This window comes from Duganella sp. OV510 (assembly GCF_900100205.1).
GTDB lineage: Bacteria > Pseudomonadota > Gammaproteobacteria > Burkholderiales > Burkholderiaceae_D > Rugamonas.
On record NZ_FNEQ01000001.1, the window covers coordinates 1 to 16,716 of the forward strand.

Sequence of the window (16,716 nt, forward strand, 5' to 3'; positions counted from 1 at the left end):
TTCAGCTTGATACCCGAGTCCTGGATGGTGGTGCTGCTTGCGCCGATGCCAAGAACGCCGGAGGAACTGCCAACCCCATACTTTTTCTCGTCCAAAGCGGTAGCGCGCAGACCGGAAGTTTGAGTAGCCATGGCCGCGACGACACCGATGGTGTCGCGGATCTTGACCAGCGCCGAGAGCATGTCGCGGGTGTGGCTCAGCTCGACGTTGGCGTACTTCTCCAGGTTCTCGATCGAGCGGCTGATCGATTCCGATTTCGCCGACTCGTCGCCCAGCACCGTCCCGGTACCGGCCTTCTCCTGTCGATCCTTTGCAACATCAAAGCCACCGCCGCCCGTTCCGCCCATCACCTTGGCACCGAGTGCAAGCACAGCGGCCAGGGTCACCGCGCCAGCGGCGAGGTTCAGTGGGAATGGCAGGGATGCCATCGCTTTGACGACGGCGGTGATACCCCAGGCGCTGGCCTCGGTGCCCGCCAACGCCACCGAGGCGCCGGTCGTCGCTGCCTCACCGCTGAGCTTCGTCGCGTTCAGGGCGACGTTTGCCGCCACCTCGCCTTCTTTGAAGAAGATTTTCTTGACCATGGACTCCAGGGCCATGGCCATCTCGTAAGCACGGAAGGCCTTTTCAGTCGTCTCCAACAGCTTGTAGCCCTTCGAGTTCTCGCTGAAGAAGCCCTTCGCGGCACCTGCCATGTCGCCGTACGATTTGATCTGCGCTTGCGCCGATGCCTTCGCGGCCGCAATTTCTGCCTGAGCGATTTTTTGCGCGCTGCTTTTCGGATCGGCCTTGACTGCGGCGAGCTGCGCGGTGATTGCTTGCTGCTGGACGGCGTACCCGGTGAGTGCCGTGGTCAGTCCGCCGATAGCGGCGCCAACGCGGCCAAACGAATCTTCCATGCCTTGCGCGGCCTGGCGCGCAGCATCATCCACCGCTTGCAGGATCTTCAGCAGCTGTTCGGCTTTCGCCACGTCAGTACCAGTATCCAGCCCTTGCAGCGTGGTTTGCGCAGCCGCCAGTCGGCCGTATGCCGCAATCTTCGCGTCAATGTCAGCAATCGCTTTCTCGCTGCCCTCGATCCCGGCCAGCGCGACCTTCTGCTCTTCCAGTTGCGCAACCGCAGCGGTGGTCACGGCTGAAGGCAATTTATTGTAGGCGGCGATCTGGCGCTCGGTGGCGTCGATCTGATCATTGATTGCGAGAATCTCTTTACGGCTGGTCGCCTCAGCTTCACGCGCCGGCTTGTCTTTGTCGTAAGCGTAGGCGTTGCTCAGTTGCTCAGCGGCCACCAGAGACGAGCGCAGGGCTTCAGTGCGCTGCGCACCCAGATCCTTGATCTTGGCGTTGTTGGCGATGCGTTCCGCCGCGTCCTTGCCATTGTATGCAGCCAGCGCGGCGATTTCGGCATCGAAAACCGCAGCGGCATCTTTGCCAGCAGCCAAGGCAGCCGCATGTTTGGCATTGAACACCTCCGTGTCGGACGCCAAACCTTGGCGGTTCAGTTCGGACACGCGCGCCACACCTTCGTCGCGCAAATTCTTCTCGCGAGCGATGCCTGACTTAATTGCCTCAAGGCGAGCATCGACCTGCGCTTTACTGGTGGCAGCCCAATTCTTGCCGGCGTCGGAGGCGTTCCAGGTCTCGGTGGCCAGTTTCGACACCAGGGTGATGTATTCCCTCTCGCCGATGGCGTTCGCGTCGCGAGCAGTTTTTAGCGCCTTCAGGTCGTCGAGGTACTGCTTGTTCACGCCGGTCAAGCGTTCACGTACCGCAGCGAGCGCTTGAGCGGCAGGGCCAAATGCAGCAGCGGCATCGTCGGAAGCATCTCTCTTCTGCATCTTTTCGTTTAGTTCGATGATGCTCTTCAGCACCTTCTCGCGGGCGAATAGGATGTCGTCGTTACTTTTGCCCTTGCCGGGCGCAAAATCACCGGCGCGACTATTGATGTCGTCAAGCAACTTGGAGGCTTTGCTCAGCTGCTCCACGATAGGCAGGTCACGCTCAGCCTTGGTTTTGCTGATGCCGCCATTTTGCAATTGGATCAGGCGCTCGTTCTTGGCAATCTGCTCATCCAAGCCTTTGACGATCCGCGCATGGGCCTCATCGAACGACTCGGAAGCCTGTTTGTTGCCCTCTTCGGCATTACGCCCCCACACCGACCACGCGGTCGCAGCGAGGCCCAACAGCGTAATAACGGCGCCGACAGGCCCGCCCAGAAAGCCGACGGCACGGCTCAGCAGGCCGACCGATGCAACCGTGGCACCATTCGCGGCCGTCAGCGCCGTTTGAGCAGCCGTTTGCGCGGCCGTCGCGGCAGTGACCTGCGCACTCACGCGGGTCTGCTGCTGGCCGAGGATGGCCAGTTGAGCCAGCGTTGCCGCGCGCGCCTGCTCGGCGATCGCCAGATCGGCTTGCAGGCCACGGCGCAGTGCCTCCTGCACATTCAACTCACGGGTCGAGTCGCGCAACACACGCAGCGCAGTGCTCAGTGCGCCGGCAGCGCTGGACGCAGCGATTGCCGCCCGGGCCTGAGCAATGCTTGCATCCGTATTGGCGATGGTGGCCTGGGCCGCAGAAATGTTCGCATTTGCTACAGCGAGGCGAGCCACCATCTCTTCGCGAGCGACAACGATAGCGGATTGGGTGGCGGCCAAGCTGGCCGTGGTAGCGGCAGTGCTCGCCACCTCAGCCTCGGCCATGGCAATCGTGGCCGCGCGCGCGGCGTTGGCCGCCGCGACCTGGGCGTAAATGGCCGCAATGTGCTCGTAGGTCTTCACGGTCCAGGCGGTGAGCCAATTCACGACCGCGACGGCCGTGACCGTGCCAGCAACGCCGGCCAGGAGGTTGAGGTTGCGTGCCAGCGCTTCGATGCCGGTCGTCAGCGCCATGACGGCGCCGCTGGCCTGAGCCTGCGTGCCGATGAACTCCATGACGCTATTCTTCAGCACGGTGAAGGCGCCGCCAATGGTCTGGACCTGCTTCGCCTCTTCCCGCAACTGCTGCAGCGCACTCGGCAGCACGTTCGACATGATCTGCGAGGTGATCTTGCCCTCGGACGCCATTTCACGCAGCGCACCGATCGGCACGCCCATGCCGTCGGCCAGCGCCTTCATGAGGCGCGGTGCTGCTTCGTTCACCGCATTGAACTCTTCGCCGCGCAGCGTGCCGGAGGCGAAGGCCTGCGACAGCTGCAGCTGCGCCGACGCCGATTCAGCGGCCGTGGCGCCGGATACCTTCAGCGCCAGGTTGACGGTTTCGGTGATCGCGGCGACCTGCTTCTGCTGCACGCCCAGCTCGCGGGTGCCGTTGGCGATCCGCGCGTACAAGGTGCCGGTGGCGGCAAGATCCTGCTGCGCGGTGTTGGCGATACGGCGCACGTCATCGACGGCGGCGGCATATTCGCGCTGCGACTGGGTGGCCAGCTTGATCTGGGCATTGAACTTCGCGTATTCGTCAGCCATCCGGATGATCGCGCCCACGCCGGCGCCGACGCCCAGCAGTTGGAGCGCCTGCGACAGCTTGCGCGCCACCACGTCGAGGCTGGCAGCCTGCTGCTCGGCACGCGCCCCCGAATCGCGCATGCGCTCCAGCGACTGGGCGGCGGTTAGCGCTTCGCGGGAATCGATCCGAATTCCCAGGGTGGCGATATCAACGGTCATGGATGGCCCAAAAGAAAAGCCGCCTCGCGGGCGGCTTACTGGTTGCTTAGGAAAACTTCATCGAGTGCGTCGATGCACTCGCCTTCAAACGGCGTCAGGCAGAAGCCCTGGCGCCGCTCCCACGCCATGATCTGCTCGTCGGAGATGGGATTGGCGGCAAGGCCACCGTTGGTGCGTTTGCGGCTTAGCTCGCAGAAGTAACCCCACACGTGCACCAGCTCATGCGGGATTGCTGGGATGTCCAATTGCGGAGGGGCGATGCCCGTCTGCTCCAGCACCTTCTCCAGGTGCCAGCGCAGCGTGCGGCCGTCCTTCTGCTTCGCGCTCAGCTTGAGCGATGCCTCCGCGTGCTCGACGAGCTGCTGCTTTAGATCGTCAAAAAATCGGCGTCAACTTCCAGCGCCGCGATGATCTTATCCACCCAGGTCGGGAATTTCTTCAGCAGCACGGTGACGTTCGCTTCGGTGACCGCCAGCGGCTGACCGCCGGAAACAAAGCCCGGCAGGCCGACGGTGACGGCGACAGCGATCTTCAGGTTGCGGTCCTCGCCCAGGTCGTACAGCTGGCCGGCGCCGGTGTCGGTCTTGCCGTCGATCTGCTGCTTCTTGGTCTGGCTGCGCTTGATGGCGACGACCGAGGTGGTGCGGATGACACTGCGGTATTGCTCGCTGTTCTTGCCGACGATCTCGATGCCAGCCTTCTGGTTGCCATCATCATCGAACAGCACCGGTACGGTATGGGTTTTCGCAATCGGCGCTGCGCCGGTGGCGACCAGCGCGTCGAAGTCGATGCCAGCGGCAGCCGCAGGCACGCTCGCAATTGCGACCGCAGCGTTCAGGGTGGTGGTTTGGGTGGTAGTGTTCAGTTCCATGGTGTTACCTTTCTTCGCGTGGTAGATAAATGCCCGCGCACGCCCGCCGCTCCACGCGAATGGAGACAGCGGACGGGCCGGTGCTGGGGTGGCTTGCGCCAAAAAAGAAACCCGGCGCGCGGCCGGGCGAAAGTCATGTTGCTATTAAATCAAGGTTGTATCTTGAAGCAGGATGGTCGACTTGCCTGCGCCGGTGCCGGCCGCATTCGGCGCCGCCGTGAAGTCGTACTGGCGGATGATTTCCTTGTCGCCCGACTCGCTGCCGCCGAACACCTTCACGTACGGCATGGCGATCACGAAGGCGCCGCCGATACCGTCGTCCAGGCGGTTGATCAGCGAGATCGACTGCTCCTGGTCAAAGTAGTCGTCCATCTCGCCATTCTCGTAATACACGCTGATCTGGCCGGTGACGTCGATCATGTCCATGAACACGTCCGGAGTGACGTTGGAGCCGACCACCTTACCCACCGAGGCGTTGCCGTTGATGTCGACGCTGAAGTTCGTGCAGACCTTCGACGCTTTCCCGTTGATGATGGCCAGGCCCGAAGGCGTTACCAGCATGTCGCCGCCGCCCGGCGCCGCAGGGTTGGTGAAGTAGGCAGCGGTCGCCTTCTGGCGGTCCTGGCCCATGTAGGCGATCTCGGCTGAAACCTTGTCGTCGGCGGCCAGGCCAATGTTGATCGAGGCGACGCGTTGGCCGGTAAAGCGGTACGACTCGGCGACGGCCGTGTACCACTTCTCGATGGTATAGCTGTCGTTGGTGTGGCCGGTTTCGGGGATGTAGGTCACCTTACCTGGCACGGTGATGCCGATGCCGGACGCGCTGGCGGCGGCAACCACAGGCTCAGCCACGGAGAGCTTGGTGGCGGTCAGGCCGATGATGGTCAGCAGCTTGTCGTTGTTTGCAGCACCGCCGGCGGTGAAGCCGCTCGGTTTGATCAACATGCCCAGTGCCAATCCATCAGCAATGAACGAGCCGGCGGAGCGAGTGAAGTAGCCTGGTTCGTCATCATCAGCTGCCGTAGCTACGATAGTCAGGCCGGCCAACGGCGTCACAGCCGTCCAGTCGCGGCGAACGATCGACGCCAACTCGGAATCGATCAGACCCAGCGCCAGCTCGACGCCGATGTTGCCGTCGACCGTGCGGCCGCCGTGGCGCGCCATCGGGCGCTGGGCGTTGGTCTGGATCGCAGCGGACTGGATCTTGTTCTTCTTCAGGGCGATGGAATCGCTGACCTTGCGGAACTCGCGCGCGCCGGCCGCGCCGGGTAGCGTTCCGAACGCGGCCTCCTTCTTGCGAATGACCTTGGTCAGAACTTGAGTTTGAATTGCCATGAGAGTGCCTTTCTTCGGACGTAAAAAAAGCGCCCGAAGGCGCTTGGTTGGAAGTGGTGTTGGGGAAGCCTCAGTCGAAGGCCTCAACCCGGTACTTGATGGTGACCGGCACCAGCCAAAAGCTGCCATCTGGCCGTCCGGCGGCGACCGACGGCGTGTTGTCGATGTGGACATTGATGCCGCCGTATTGCAACGTGATCGCGCAAGGAAATAGCTCTTCGATCGCCTTCGAGATTGCCGCAGACTCGGTCGTACCCTTCCCCGCTGGCGTCCGGACGCTGACCTGGTGCAGCCCGATGTAGCGCCGGTGGGCGCCGCCCTGGCTTGGGTTCAGCGTGCTGGCTGGCAGCAGGTCGCCCTGCAAGTAGCTCTGGCCGGTGACAGGCGTATAGGCCGTGTTGCCAAAGGCGCATGGCAGCGCCGGCGTGCGTGCCTTGGCCCAGGCCGTCAGCCGCGTCTCAATGGCCGCGCGGGCGATGTCATGGCTCATTGAAGTCCTCGCACATACTGTTCGATTGCCGCCGGCAGACCGGCCAGCGTGACGCGTACCATGCCTGATGGCGCCTTCACGCTGCTGTGGCCATACTCGATCTCGCCGGCATACGGCAGGTTATTCACGATCCAGCACTCGCCGCCCGCCTTCAGGCTGGTGACTTGGCCGGCGATCTTGGCGATGGTGGCGGCACCGGAGGTGTCCACACCGTCGACCTCGCCGCCTGGCAGCACGCGGCCAAACTGCCAATTCGCGCGCAGTCGGCCGGTCAGCACAGGAGTATTTAGTACCACGCCTTGGCTAGCCAGTACAACGGTCTGGCGCAGCGCCTGGTCGATGTTCGCGCCGGTTTTGGTGATGAACTTGGAAATGTCGGCTGAGAACGATCCTGCCATCAGACACCTCGCAGCTGGAGCGTGTACAGGAGACTGACGTCGGTCGGCTCCAGGTTGATCACGTTGGCGATGGTGTACACCTTGGCGCCGATCAGCACCACATCGGCCGTGGTCGGCAGCGGCATGGTCGCGCCGTCGCGCTGAAGCGTCGACAGCAGTAGCTGCTGGTCGCCCTGCTTGATCAGCGTGCCGTCGATGTCGTCCTGGTTGTAGTTGAGCTTGACGCCGGTGCCTTCGAGGTCGACTTCGCCACCGGTGCCGGGCACAGGACCACCGGTGCCGGGATCGTAGTCGGCCTCCAGCACGCGGCGCAGCGTGACCAACCCGCCCTTGCGGCGCAGGGAGGCGTCGGCGCGGGCAGCGGCTTTGGTGTAGTCGGTCATCCCCGCACCACTTTCATCATTCCGGCGCCACCAGCTGCGCCAAAGAACGGCTCCAGCACCGCATCGATGGCGACGAAGCGCGAGCTGGCGTCGGTGTTGTTCTCGAAGTACTCAGTTTCCAGGGGGCCAGTCTTGTCGCGCTTGATCTGGTTGTTGCCCACGTCCAGATCCGGCAGCAACGCGGTTCCATCGGCGGCGCGCACGGCCAGGTCGATGCAGGCGTTGACCACTTCGGCCGGTACAACGTCGCTGCGCACCGGGAAGTCGTCCACGCATACGTCGTAGCGCGGAAAGTCCAGCGCTTGCGCCTGGTAGACGCGGCGCCCGGCCCAGCGCTGGCGGTAGTTGGCCAGCATGAACTGCGTGGCGCGCCGCAGCGCGACTTCCTTTTCAGGCTCGGTGCGCGGCGCCCAGTCTGTAACGCCCATGGCGACGCATCGCGCGTCGGCGGCGGCCACGCTGGCGTAGCTTTCGGCATTAGGGAGGCCACGGCCGGTTTCGGTTACTAGCATGGAGACCTCACGATCAAGCAAGTAATATCGACGCCACAATTCGATGTCATATAAGCAATCACTTGGTGTAGAATTATTTTCCTTACAACGCTTCAGGGGATTTCAAATGAAAAGGCTCATCCGCGCTGCAATCCTTGCTGTTGGCTTAACAACTGGAGCAGCGAAAGCTGCACCTATCGATTTCACTTACACTGTTAGTGGAACAACTGGGAACTGGACATACGATTTCTCAGTCACCAACAATCTAGGGTATTTATGGCAAATCTATTTGTTCGGAGTGTCCCTGCCGAATGCAACCAACCCCAACAGCACTCTCGGCATGACTACCGGTTATATGACGCACTTCAGTCATTTCACGGAAAACGGAAGCACAGTCGATTTCAACGTCAACTGGGTGGATCGCTTCACTTACAAAGGGGTAGAGCCAGGTCAAACCGGGCATTTCATAGTCTCTGATACGAGCACTTCTGCGCTGACCGAAATCAACTGGTATGCATATGCCTATACGGGAAATAGCAGCGATCATTACACCGGAGGCCCGCACCTTGGCTCGGCATACGCTCCAGGATTTCAGGGGTTAAACGAGACAATTCTCCCAATTCCTGAACCAGAAACCTACGCAATGCTGCTCGCTGGCCTAGGCATCCTCGGCTTCGCTGCTCGTCGCAAACGCACTGCTGCGTGATCTCCGCCGGCGCCACAACGGCGCCGGTTGAGGCTAGAAATCGCACTAGGGAACGGGACTCCAAGCCACGCCGTCGACGCTCATCAGGCCAGCATCCGAGCCCGGATCGGCTGGGTCGCCGGCGTTGGTGATCTTGATGTAGCAGCTGCCATCGTTCAGGAAGCGCCACACGCCCAGATCACGGAAATGCCATTCGCCGAACTTGTGGTCGATGTAGAACGTGGTCAGACCATCGGCGTGTTGGACATCGATGCGGCACTTACGCTGCGCGTTGGTGGTGCCCGGCGCGTTGAGCATGATGCGGTAACGACCGGCGGATGCGAACGCTGGGTGGAACTGGATAAAGCGGCCTCCCTTATTGCCATTTCCCTCGTTCCACATATTCGTGCCGTAAAACTCCGGCGGGAATACCGCAGTTGACCATCCGGCGGCCGGGATTGTGCCAGGCCCGCTCGTCGTGATCTTGCCGAACGAATTAGCGGAACCAGTGTTGATGGCGCCATTATTCAGCGTCAGAACCCGGGCGGCATCGAACGCGTAAGGCCGAACTGCCGCCTGGATATCGGCTGGGTTGATATCATGCAGGCGCATTTTGTTTTTGATAGCCAACACCATCGCCGTAGCGGCCGCCTCGCCCAGGGAGCCGAACGTCACCTCCATGCGCGCCGAGCCGAACAGGGTGTGCGACACGCTGATGCCGTTGCAGAAGTTGGCATAGTTCCCGCATTCGTTGGCCTTGGGCAGCATGCAGCGATACTCAATCCCGTAGTAGCCCACTGGGACGTTGACCGACGAGAGGCCGCCTTCGCTGCGGACCAAGCCGCTGACGTTGCGGCGGCTGCAGATGTGTGAATCCATCGCATAGTTCGCATTTATTACTGGATATGCTGGGACTGCGACCTTGTTGTAGTTCGACTCGGTCATCGTGTAGTCGCCAACCATACGGGCTGCTTCACGAACGTACAACTCAGGAGACAAGCCAGCGGTGCCGTCCTCCACAAACTCGTCGGAGCAGAAACCCCAGTCAGCCAGAGAGGTTTTTAGTGCTGCTGGGACGCGGCTATCCTCGCGAAGGAACTTGAACAGGCCCAGCGTATAGTTGGTGTGGTTCAGGACAATCTGATCCTGGGCCGCGTAGTCGTTGGTGACATAACCAAAGTTACCGCCCGCGAAGTCAGTGGAGTACGAGCCGTTGCTGTTCCAGTCCTGCTTTTTGACCCCGCCCAGCGGGATTGCGGCACGATAAAACATCTGGTCGAGCGTCTGGTAAGACGCTGGCGCCGCTGCCATGCTGCGCCCCAGCACCTCGTACCAGAGCGGACTGTAGGTTGCTGGATCGGGTACCGGCAAACGGATCGCTGGATCGTTGGTCATAACCAGGCGGTAGCAGAATGCTTGCAGGCGATTGTCCGCCGTGCCAGCAGCTTCCAGTGGTGCGGGGTCGATATAGGGCAGCAGACCAGATCCAGCGTTGCCGGCAATGACATAGGCGCTGGGGTTTCCGGTATGCGCAAACGACGGCTGCACACCGTTGAAGGTTTCACCATACGTCGCATTCGCTTCGCGGCCGTAGGTGAAACTGATGCCGGCGCGGATCAGCAAGTTGGACGAGTAGCTGCCTTCCCCGAACATACGGCCGAATACGCGCTTCGTGCGCGTCACGTCCAGGCGATGCGCCAAGTCCAAATAACGGATGTCGCCAGCTTGTTTGTTCACGGCGGTCACACGGAAGTTGAATAACACCGGCACTTGATATTCGTTCAACATGTCGCGAAGCACGGCCAGAGCAACTTTAGGCTCAACGGCGTATGGGCTAATGGCATCCATGCCAAAATCACCGAGACTCATACCGTACACCGCAGCGCAGCGACGGAAGAACTCCATCGTCATCACATTCATGCAGGTGCGCGGATTGAAGCCACGGTAGTCGACGCGAGCCAAGCCGCCGGTCATCATCCCGCCGAGCCGACCGTTCTCCGAAATCAGCAGCACAGACACGCCGGACTGCGCCGCTGTGCATGCCGCCATCACGCCGGCGAACGTTGCACCGTAGATCACGATATCGGCGCGCAGGGTTGCAGCAGCGGTGCGGTCAGCGGTGCGCAACGCGGCCGAGCCGGTGTTTCCAGCGCCCGGTCCTTTCAAGCCCAGCAAATCGCCGCTGCTGCTGACGTCGAACTGTGGTGCGGTCGGAGAGGCTTCACCAACCGTTGCGCTGATGCTCCCTGCCGAACAGGTCATCATCACCTTCTGCGTTGATGCAAACGGGCCGATCTGGGGCAGCGCGCCGGCGCCGACGGTCCATGATTTAACCGAGTTGGTCCCTCCTCGGACCAGGTCCAGCTGGTAGGCGACGCCGGCGGAATTCGCCGCGCCGGTCAGCAGCAGCACCTTACCCTCGTTCAGGGTGATGGTCTTTGCGGACTCGCCGACTTTGATCGTGGTGGTGATGGGCATTGGCTATCTCGGCAGCGGAATTGGAAAGAGCCCGCGCGCAGCGGGCGGTGGTGGTGCTGGACGATTACTTCGTGTCGTCGCTGGCGGCGGTGGCCGCCTTCTTGGTGCCGGCTGGCTTCTCGGCTGCCTTGGCCGCTTGGGCAATGGCCACGTCGGCCAGGCGCTGCGCTTCGTTGGCATTGGCCAGCTCGCGCTCGGTGACGGCCGATTCGCGTGCGGCCAGGGCCTGCTCACGCTCCTCCAGTTCCCCGGCGCGCTGATGCACCTGCTGCTCGCGATCATCCAGTGCGGTGCCGCGCTGGTTCAGCAGCAGTTCCAGGTTGTCCAGCTCGTCGTTGCGCGCCAGCAGCTGGTTGCGGCTGGCGATCAGTTCGGCCAGCGTTGGCACGCCGTCGCCGGTGTCGCCAGAGGTACTGCCCAGGCGTTCGCCGTCCAGCAGTTCGTGCTTTTCTGGATCGAAGTCTTTCTTCTCGATGACGACGAACTCGCCCTGGGTGGGGTGGGATGCTTTGATCTTGATGGTGGTCATGGTGTTCTCGCAAATTGCCCGGCGCCGTGCTGGCCGCCGGGTGGGGTGATGGTTTAGCCGCCGATCAAGTGGCCACCCAGGTGCGGGTTCGGCGCGGCGGTGCCCCATGCGAGGTTGACCTCGTAGCGGACCTGGCGTTTCTGCTTGTAGATGCAGAACTCGTAGGTGATTCCCGAAATCGGGTCAGTCACCATCATCACGTCGTCCGCCGAGTCGCCGCCTTGTGGCATGGCCGGCGCACGGGTCGCCAGCTGGATTGCCGCGCGCTGGAAGAACGCGTTGCGTACGGTAGCGCCCACCACGGTGATGCCGGTCGCTGCTGCTGGGATGGCCTGGCGTAGGCCAGGCGCCTGCAGCCGGATTTGGCCGCCATCAGCCGTGCTGTTATCGCCTGCCGCCAGGACGTACTGGTTCGGGTCACCTGCGAACTTCACGATGTCGTTCGCCAGCAGGGTGCCGGTACCAGCCGCCGCCAGGTTGATCAGGGTAGCGCCCTTCGCGTAGCCAGCGGCGTTGGTGGTGGCGCCCGCTGCGGTACCAGCGGTGATCAGATCACCGATCGCGCCGGAGTTGTGCAGATCGAAGCCCTGGACCAGGCTGATCGCTCCGCGACGCAGCAGCTCGTCGGTGCCGGCTTCGTTCACGCGGAACAGGCCGGCCTGCTTACCTTCCAGATTAGCGGCTGCGGCTGAACCCAGCACCATGTGCAGGTCAGACAGCGGCGCGCCGTTGTCCTTCAGGATCTTCTTCGGCTGGGCAAAGTCGGACAGGTCGCCAGCAGTGCCGAACGGGATCGTGCCCGGGGTGCCGTAAGCACGGCTCAGCTTCAGGCTGGTGGTGGCCAGATCGGTTTCGACTTCATTGGTCAGCGTGCGCAGCGCCTGGGCGATACGCTGCTGATTCACGTTGGCATAAGTGCCAGCGCTTTGCAGGCGCATGGTGTCGTCGCCATCGATGCCGAATGCAACCGAGCGCTGCTTGTTGATCGTCATATCGACGTAGTTGATGGTCTGATCGCCAGCGTCCGCAGCATACGCGCCTTTGGTCAGATCTTCAGCTGCCATCGCGCCGACAACTGGCGAGCGAACGACTTGGTTCAGCGCCGCACGCTCAGCAGTCGAGTCGCGCGACACAGCCGGGATGAAGCCCACGTTCTCGCGTGCGATGACGTTCATCGCCGCATAGATGTCCGGAACCAGGCCGTTCAAAGTCAGGGTAGTCATAAGTTTCGCCTTTCAGAAATGAAAAAAGCCCGCCGATGCGAGCCTGTTGGGGTGAGTTGAATGTGTGAAGCAGAGGCCAATCAGCCAAATCACCCCTCCAGCGATACAGAGAGGCTTGGCGCGATAGTCGGATGGAGCTGGTGTTAGCCGGAAATGGTGGTGCCGGCCTTCATTGCGTCCGCGCGCTCCTGCACGCCCATGGCCTCGAACTGGACGCGAGAAATTTGCTTGCTGCCGGCACCGCCAGTACCGCCGCTCGATGCACCGCCACCGGATGCGCCGCTGGCTTTCAGGATCTGATCCTTGAACGGGCAGGCGCGCACCAGCTGTTCCAGGCCTTCGTCAAAGTCCGCGACTTCGCCCGGGCGGCTCGGCGAGTACAGCTTGTTGCCGCTGTTGTCGTATGGGACCAGCTTGCCGTCTTCCACCTTGAAGTTGTTGCCGAAGTACGCGCGCGCCATCTCGGCCGGGATGGCCAGGCGGCTCGCGTGCTTGTCGTCGGTCAGCAGCTTCGAGCCGGTGAAGCCGCCGCCGATCATGTGGTTGTTCAGCTCGCCGGTGCGCTTATCCAGCGTGGCGGTCAGCTCCTGGATTTGCGTGGTGCTGGCCTTCGCGGCCGCCGTAACCTGCTCTTCAGCAGCGCGCTTCGCAGCGTCCTTGATCTCTTGCACCTGGGCGGCGGTTTTCAGGTCGCCGACGGACAGGCTCTTGACGGTTTCCAGCGCCTTGCGTGCTGCTTCACCGTCTTCGATGCCTTCAAAGCCCTTCAGCTTCGTTTCCGCTTCGGTAAAGCGGCGCTTATAGTCGGTGTTCTCACCGGTCAGCTGGCCGATCTTGGTGAAGGCCTGGGCGCCATCGAATTCGATCTCGGTGCCGTCGTCTTTGACATACACCGGCTTGCCACTGCGCAGGACCGCGTTGCCCTTGTCGTCGAGGAGTAGTTTCATGGTTGAACTTTCTGTTCAGGAGGGTTGAGGGCTTGCTGCCCGGAGTGGCCGGCGGTTCGCTTGCTGCTCCGCGCGCGGCAATAAAAAAAGCCGCCAGGTTGCCCGGGCGGCCTATATGTGAAAATCAGCGAAGAATTAACGGTTGCTGCGAAATTTTTAGTATGGTGACGGGTATAGCTGACAGCTCAGCGAACTGCGCGTCCCGCCCACCACATGCGACACTTTATAGTTGACGGTGATCCAGCGATTCGATCCCTCGATATATTCAGTACCTCTATACAGAAACACATCAACAGCAATGGATACACTCCTTGGAGCACCTTGAACCGCGAATGAGATTTCGTGACCAGATTGTCGGAAATCGACTATCTCTGGAGGATCAACCTCCTTCATTTCACGCGAGAGAAAATCCGCAAACTGCTTTGAGTCTATCATCGAGCACCCGTTTAGGAAAACATGTCCCATGATATTGGAATTTCCAAAACGAAACAACCTCACACGACGACGACTCGCTCCCCCTTCAGCAAGCAACCCACGCACATAATCTGCCGCGTGCCGCCCTTCAACTTGCGCGCCTGGATCATGGCGCCGATTACCGTTTCGATGAACTCTCGCCCGGAGCAGCGCGGGCATTGCAGCATCTCAGCCGGCTTGCTGGCCGTCCGGGATTTGAGCTTGGGCTGTTCCGGCGCGGCGGCCGGCGGAACGAGGTGTAGGGTCATCCGGGGAGTATACCGCCCTTCCATGCCTTACGGTCACGTTCCGCCATCTGCTTCAGCGTCAGCGTGCGGCCCCGGTCGTTGGTGAAGACCTCCGCCTTGTAGCCGCCCTCGCGGTACGCCATGCCCTTGGCCCTGCCCAGGATCTCGTCCTGCGCCTCCTCGGTCTGCGCCTTCAACCAGTCGTTGTAGGTCAGATTCGCATCGACCGGGCCGCCGGCGGCCGAGCGCTGACCGTACAACGTTTTCTGCCCTTTCAGCAGCGCTATCGAGGTGGACCGGCAGCGCCAGTGCAATCGCCCCGGCCCAGCGCGGTACGGCACGCTATGACCAACCGGCTTGTGGTCCACCGGCGTGTACAGCAGGTGGTCCCGCGCGCGGCAATCTGGCGTCGTCTTGCCGTCTAGCGTGCTAACCCACATCTCGTCGCCGAGGATGTCGAGATTATCCTTGTAGAACTGGTTTCGCGTGATCTGCGCGGTGTGGCTCAGGGCCGTCTGCACGACCGCATCGATCTCGCGCCGGCTGGTATCCAGAAGGCCGTCGGCGTAGTTCAACGCCTTGGTGCCGCGAATCTCCCGCACAATGTCGGCGGTGGTCTTGCCCTGGGTATAGCCCACGGCGATGGTGTCCTTGATGCGCTGCAGGCGGTTGGTACCAAGGCCGGTCGCCCACTCTTTCAGCAGGCGGCCCTGCATCGGCTGAGCCACGGCGGCGGCGTAGACCTGTTCCGGCACGATGGCGCCGATGCTGAAGTCGACCGGCACGACGTGCTTGTACAGGTCGTACTGGAACTGGCCCTCGTACTCGACGTAGGCGCGCAACTCGTCGGTCATGCCCTCGTATAGCGCGGCGTAGGCCTGCGCATTCAGTTCACGTGCCGACTTCAGGAGTGAGTCCAGGCGCTGCACCTTGAACGAGTCCGCATCCACGTCGACCAGCGCAGCATTCAACGCGCCGATCAGGTCCGCATCCGTCAGGTTCAGGATGCGGATCATCTTCGCCAGCACGAAGTTGCCGTAGCCGGCCATGTCCACCTGGTGGCGGACGGCGTGGTTCAGCAGCGGGTCGATCATGGCTCTTCTGGATCAGGCTTCGCTGGTTTTCCAGGTGTGGTCTCATCGTCCATCGTGCCAGGCGGCGGGCCTTGGCGGTCGATGCGCTCTTTCTCAGTCTCCCAGTCGGTGTCGGGCTTGATGATGCCGCGCCGCTGGAATTCCTCGTGCAGCGACTCGTCAGACAGCTTTCCGGCCTGGTTGGTCTTGAGCAGCAGCTCGGCACTGGCCTCTGCCAGCGTCGCAGCGCCAAAGTCCTTGAACAGCGTGATATGGCCACCGGTCTGCTCACCGAGGAAGTCCGCCATGAACTGCAGCGCCTGGTCGGCGGCGTCCTCGATGTTCTCGGCGACCTTCTGGAGCGCGCAAGCGCCCTGCTCGTTGTCGGCCAGAGTCTGCGATTCGGTGATGTTGCCGGGCTTAATCACCAGCAGCTCGGCGCCAGCTTGGCGCATGCGGTCCTCCAAGTCGAGGATCGACACCCGGCCGGCCTCGATGGCGGCGCCGCTATGCTCCACGAATTTCAAATCGGCGTCAGGGTGGTCGGCCTTGACGGCAGTGCCAGCGCCGACGACGATTTCGTTCTCACCCAAGCCCTTGCCGAACAGGATCGGCACCCGGGCGACATGCAGAATGTTCTGCTGGTCACTCTTGCTCTGCCAGTGCTCGACGTTGGCATGCGCCAGCTCCAGCAGCGCCGGCCGGGCCATCATGAAGCCCAGGCGGTTGCCGTAGACCGGCACGAACGGGATGCCCTTGAGCGTGGTCACACCACTCTCGTGCACAGCCCAGTCATCGTCTCTTTTATTCTCGGTCTTGCGCCAGGTTTCCCACGCGCCACGGCGCAGCACGCGCACCTGATCGATCAGCTCGACGTCGAATTCGCCATCCGGCACCTCGACCCTCTCCAGTAGGCGCAGCTGCGTCAGGCCAGATTTGTCGGACAGCCAACCCAAGATGCTGCGCGGGTGGATCTGCACGAAGTATGGCCGAACGCCGGCGGCGTCCTCGTCGGCCTTGGTCACGTACAGCGCCCTGCCGTCCTTGTCCTTGGTCGCAGGGTAGTCCACCAGGATGCCGGAGAAGCCGTAGCCCAGCGCCTCCTGCCCCACTTCTGCAAGGAAGGCATGCAGGTTGCGGCCTTGGCGATCGACGTCCTCGCACAGCGTCTGGATCTTCGCTGGCACATCCTTGCCGAACGTGACCGGCTTGCTGAATGGTTTGGCGCCCAGCACCTCGATGGTCCGCTGGTAGGCTGGGAACAGCGTGGCCACGGCTAGGCGCGTCTCGTGCGACTTATCATCCTCGCCCGGCCATTGCGGCAGGTAGGTCTTGCCGGCGACCCGCATGGCGTCGGTGCCGCCCAGCAGCGCATCGATGAGCGCGCAGTGCTTGTTCAGCGCTGCGGCTGCATCGGATTGTTTGCGGACGGCGTGGACCATGGAGTTCCTTG

The 16,716-nt window shown here is 62.1% G+C and carries 16 protein-coding genes; 1 reads left to right on the forward strand and 15 read right to left on the reverse strand.

Annotation, left to right across the window (positions count from 1 at the left end):
* The 8 genes from BLS51_RS00005 to BLS51_RS00040 all read right to left on the reverse strand — a co-directional run.
* Positions 1–3,659: tape measure protein (locus BLS51_RS00005; protein WP_090285633.1), on the reverse strand; the 3,659-nt coding region annotated here is incomplete at its 3' end.
* 35 nt (positions 3,660–3,694) lie between these two features.
* A complete protein-coding gene (locus BLS51_RS00010) occupies positions 3,695–3,937 on the reverse strand; it encodes a phage tail assembly chaperone (protein ID WP_090180463.1) in 243 nt (80 codons plus the stop codon).
* Between the two features lie 89 nt (positions 3,938–4,026).
* Positions 4,027–4,530 (reverse strand): hypothetical protein, encoded by a 504-nt coding sequence (locus BLS51_RS00015; RefSeq protein WP_090180461.1) that lies wholly within the window; start codon positions 4,528–4,530, stop codon positions 4,027–4,029.
* Positions 4,531–4,674: 144 nt separating this feature from the next.
* A complete protein-coding gene (locus BLS51_RS00020; protein WP_090180457.1) occupies positions 4,675–5,865 on the reverse strand; it encodes a phage tail tube protein in 1,191 nt (396 codons plus the stop codon).
* Positions 5,866–5,935: 70 nt separating this feature from the next.
* On the reverse strand, positions 5,936–6,355 hold the full coding sequence (locus tag BLS51_RS00025; protein WP_090180452.1) for a DUF4128 domain-containing protein: 420 nt from the start codon (positions 6,353–6,355) through the stop codon (positions 5,936–5,938).
* Positions 6,352–6,753 carry a hypothetical protein gene (locus BLS51_RS00030; protein WP_090180448.1) on the reverse strand — a complete coding sequence of 134 codons (402 nt, stop codon included), beginning with the start codon at positions 6,751–6,753 and terminating at the stop codon, positions 6,352–6,354. The genes BLS51_RS00025 and BLS51_RS00030 overlap by 4 nt, the downstream gene beginning before the upstream one ends.
* Positions 6,753–7,136: a hypothetical protein gene (locus BLS51_RS00035; RefSeq protein ID WP_090180445.1), complete on the reverse strand. Its 384-nt coding sequence runs from the start codon at positions 7,134–7,136 to the stop codon at positions 6,753–6,755. The genes BLS51_RS00030 and BLS51_RS00035 overlap by 1 nt, the downstream gene beginning before the upstream one ends.
* Complete coding sequence (locus BLS51_RS00040; RefSeq protein WP_090180442.1) at positions 7,133–7,648, reverse strand: DnaT-like ssDNA-binding protein; 516 nt, start codon at positions 7,646–7,648, stop codon at positions 7,133–7,135. The genes BLS51_RS00035 and BLS51_RS00040 overlap by 4 nt, the downstream gene beginning before the upstream one ends.
* Before the next feature lie 106 nt (positions 7,649–7,754).
* On the opposite strand from BLS51_RS00040, the gene BLS51_RS00045 reads away from it, so the two are divergent.
* On the forward strand, positions 7,755–8,333 hold the full coding sequence (locus BLS51_RS00045) for a PEP-CTERM sorting domain-containing protein (protein WP_229207456.1): 579 nt from the start codon (positions 7,755–7,757) through the stop codon (positions 8,331–8,333).
* Positions 8,334–8,378: 45 nt separating this feature from the next.
* On the opposite strand, the gene BLS51_RS00050 is transcribed toward BLS51_RS00045, so the two are convergent.
* The 7 genes from BLS51_RS00050 to BLS51_RS00080 all read right to left on the reverse strand — a co-directional run bounded on the left by BLS51_RS00050 (position 8,379) and on the right by BLS51_RS00080 (position 16,705).
* Positions 8,379–10,790, reverse strand: coding sequence for an FAD-dependent oxidoreductase (locus BLS51_RS00050; protein ID WP_090180432.1), 2,412 nt, complete (start codon positions 10,788–10,790; stop codon positions 8,379–8,381).
* A 64-nt stretch (positions 10,791–10,854) separates the two neighbouring features.
* Positions 10,855–11,319, reverse strand: a complete 465-nt coding sequence (locus tag BLS51_RS00055) for a hypothetical protein (protein ID WP_090180429.1) — start codon at positions 11,317–11,319, stop codon at positions 10,855–10,857.
* A 53-nt stretch (positions 11,320–11,372) separates the two neighbouring features.
* Positions 11,373–12,542, reverse strand: coding sequence for a major capsid protein (locus tag BLS51_RS00060; RefSeq protein ID WP_090180426.1), 1,170 nt, complete (start codon positions 12,540–12,542; stop codon positions 11,373–11,375).
* Between the two features lie 143 nt (positions 12,543–12,685).
* On the reverse strand, positions 12,686–13,489 hold the full coding sequence (locus tag BLS51_RS00065) for a DUF6651 domain-containing protein (RefSeq protein WP_090180421.1): 804 nt from the start codon (positions 13,487–13,489) through the stop codon (positions 12,686–12,688).
* 494 nt (positions 13,490–13,983) lie between these two features.
* Entirely contained in the window at positions 13,984–14,211 is a 228-nt protein-coding gene (locus BLS51_RS00070; protein WP_090180418.1) for a hypothetical protein, read from the reverse strand.
* On the reverse strand, positions 14,208–15,284 hold the full coding sequence (locus BLS51_RS00075; protein WP_090180415.1) for a structural protein: 1,077 nt from the start codon (positions 15,282–15,284) through the stop codon (positions 14,208–14,210). Before BLS51_RS00075 ends, BLS51_RS00070 begins: the two co-directional genes overlap by 4 nt.
* Positions 15,281–16,705: a DUF4055 domain-containing protein gene (locus tag BLS51_RS00080; RefSeq protein WP_090180411.1), complete on the reverse strand. Its 1,425-nt coding sequence runs from the start codon at positions 16,703–16,705 to the stop codon at positions 15,281–15,283. The genes BLS51_RS00075 and BLS51_RS00080 overlap by 4 nt, the downstream gene beginning before the upstream one ends.
* Positions 16,706–16,716 lie beyond the last annotated feature (11 nt).

What these genes read in the sequence shown, in the direction of transcription:
- BLS51_RS00040 (WP_090180442.1), bottom strand. Translation starts at nt 7,648, where the DNA reads ATGCTAGTAACCGAAACCGGCCGTGGCCTCCCTAATGCCGAAAGCTAC.
- BLS51_RS00050 (WP_090180432.1), bottom strand. Translation starts at nt 10,790, where the DNA reads ATGCCCATCACCACCACGATCAAAGTCGGCGAGTCCGCAAAGACCATC.
- BLS51_RS00060 (WP_090180426.1), bottom strand. Translation starts at nt 12,542, where the DNA reads ATGACTACCCTGACTTTGAACGGCCTGGTTCCGGACATCTATGCGGCG.
- BLS51_RS00075 (WP_090180415.1), bottom strand. Translation starts at nt 15,284, where the DNA reads ATGATCGACCCGCTGCTGAACCACGCCGTCCGCCACCAGGTGGACATG.
- BLS51_RS00035 (WP_090180445.1), bottom strand. Translation starts at nt 7,136, where the DNA reads ATGACCGACTACACCAAAGCCGCTGCCCGCGCCGACGCCTCCCTGCGC.
- BLS51_RS00080 (WP_090180411.1), bottom strand. Translation starts at nt 16,705, where the DNA reads ATGGTCCACGCCGTCCGCAAACAATCCGATGCAGCCGCAGCGCTGAAC.
- BLS51_RS00055 (WP_090180429.1), bottom strand. Translation starts at nt 11,319, where the DNA reads ATGACCACCATCAAGATCAAAGCATCCCACCCCACCCAGGGCGAGTTC.
- BLS51_RS00065 (WP_090180421.1), bottom strand. Translation starts at nt 13,489, where the DNA reads ATGAAACTACTCCTCGACGACAAGGGCAACGCGGTCCTGCGCAGTGGC.
- BLS51_RS00070 (WP_090180418.1), bottom strand. Translation starts at nt 14,211, where the DNA reads ATGACCCTACACCTCGTTCCGCCGGCCGCCGCGCCGGAACAGCCCAAG.
- BLS51_RS00045 (WP_229207456.1), top strand. Translation starts at nt 7,755, where the DNA reads ATGAAAAGGCTCATCCGCGCTGCAATCCTTGCTGTTGGCTTAACAACT.
- BLS51_RS00020 (WP_090180457.1), bottom strand. Translation starts at nt 5,865, where the DNA reads ATGGCAATTCAAACTCAAGTTCTGACCAAGGTCATTCGCAAGAAGGAG.
- BLS51_RS00030 (WP_090180448.1), bottom strand. Translation starts at nt 6,753, where the DNA reads ATGGCAGGATCGTTCTCAGCCGACATTTCCAAGTTCATCACCAAAACC.
- BLS51_RS00015 (WP_090180461.1), bottom strand. Translation starts at nt 4,530, where the DNA reads ATGGAACTGAACACTACCACCCAAACCACCACCCTGAACGCTGCGGTC.
- BLS51_RS00025 (WP_090180452.1), bottom strand. Translation starts at nt 6,355, where the DNA reads ATGAGCCATGACATCGCCCGCGCGGCCATTGAGACGCGGCTGACGGCC.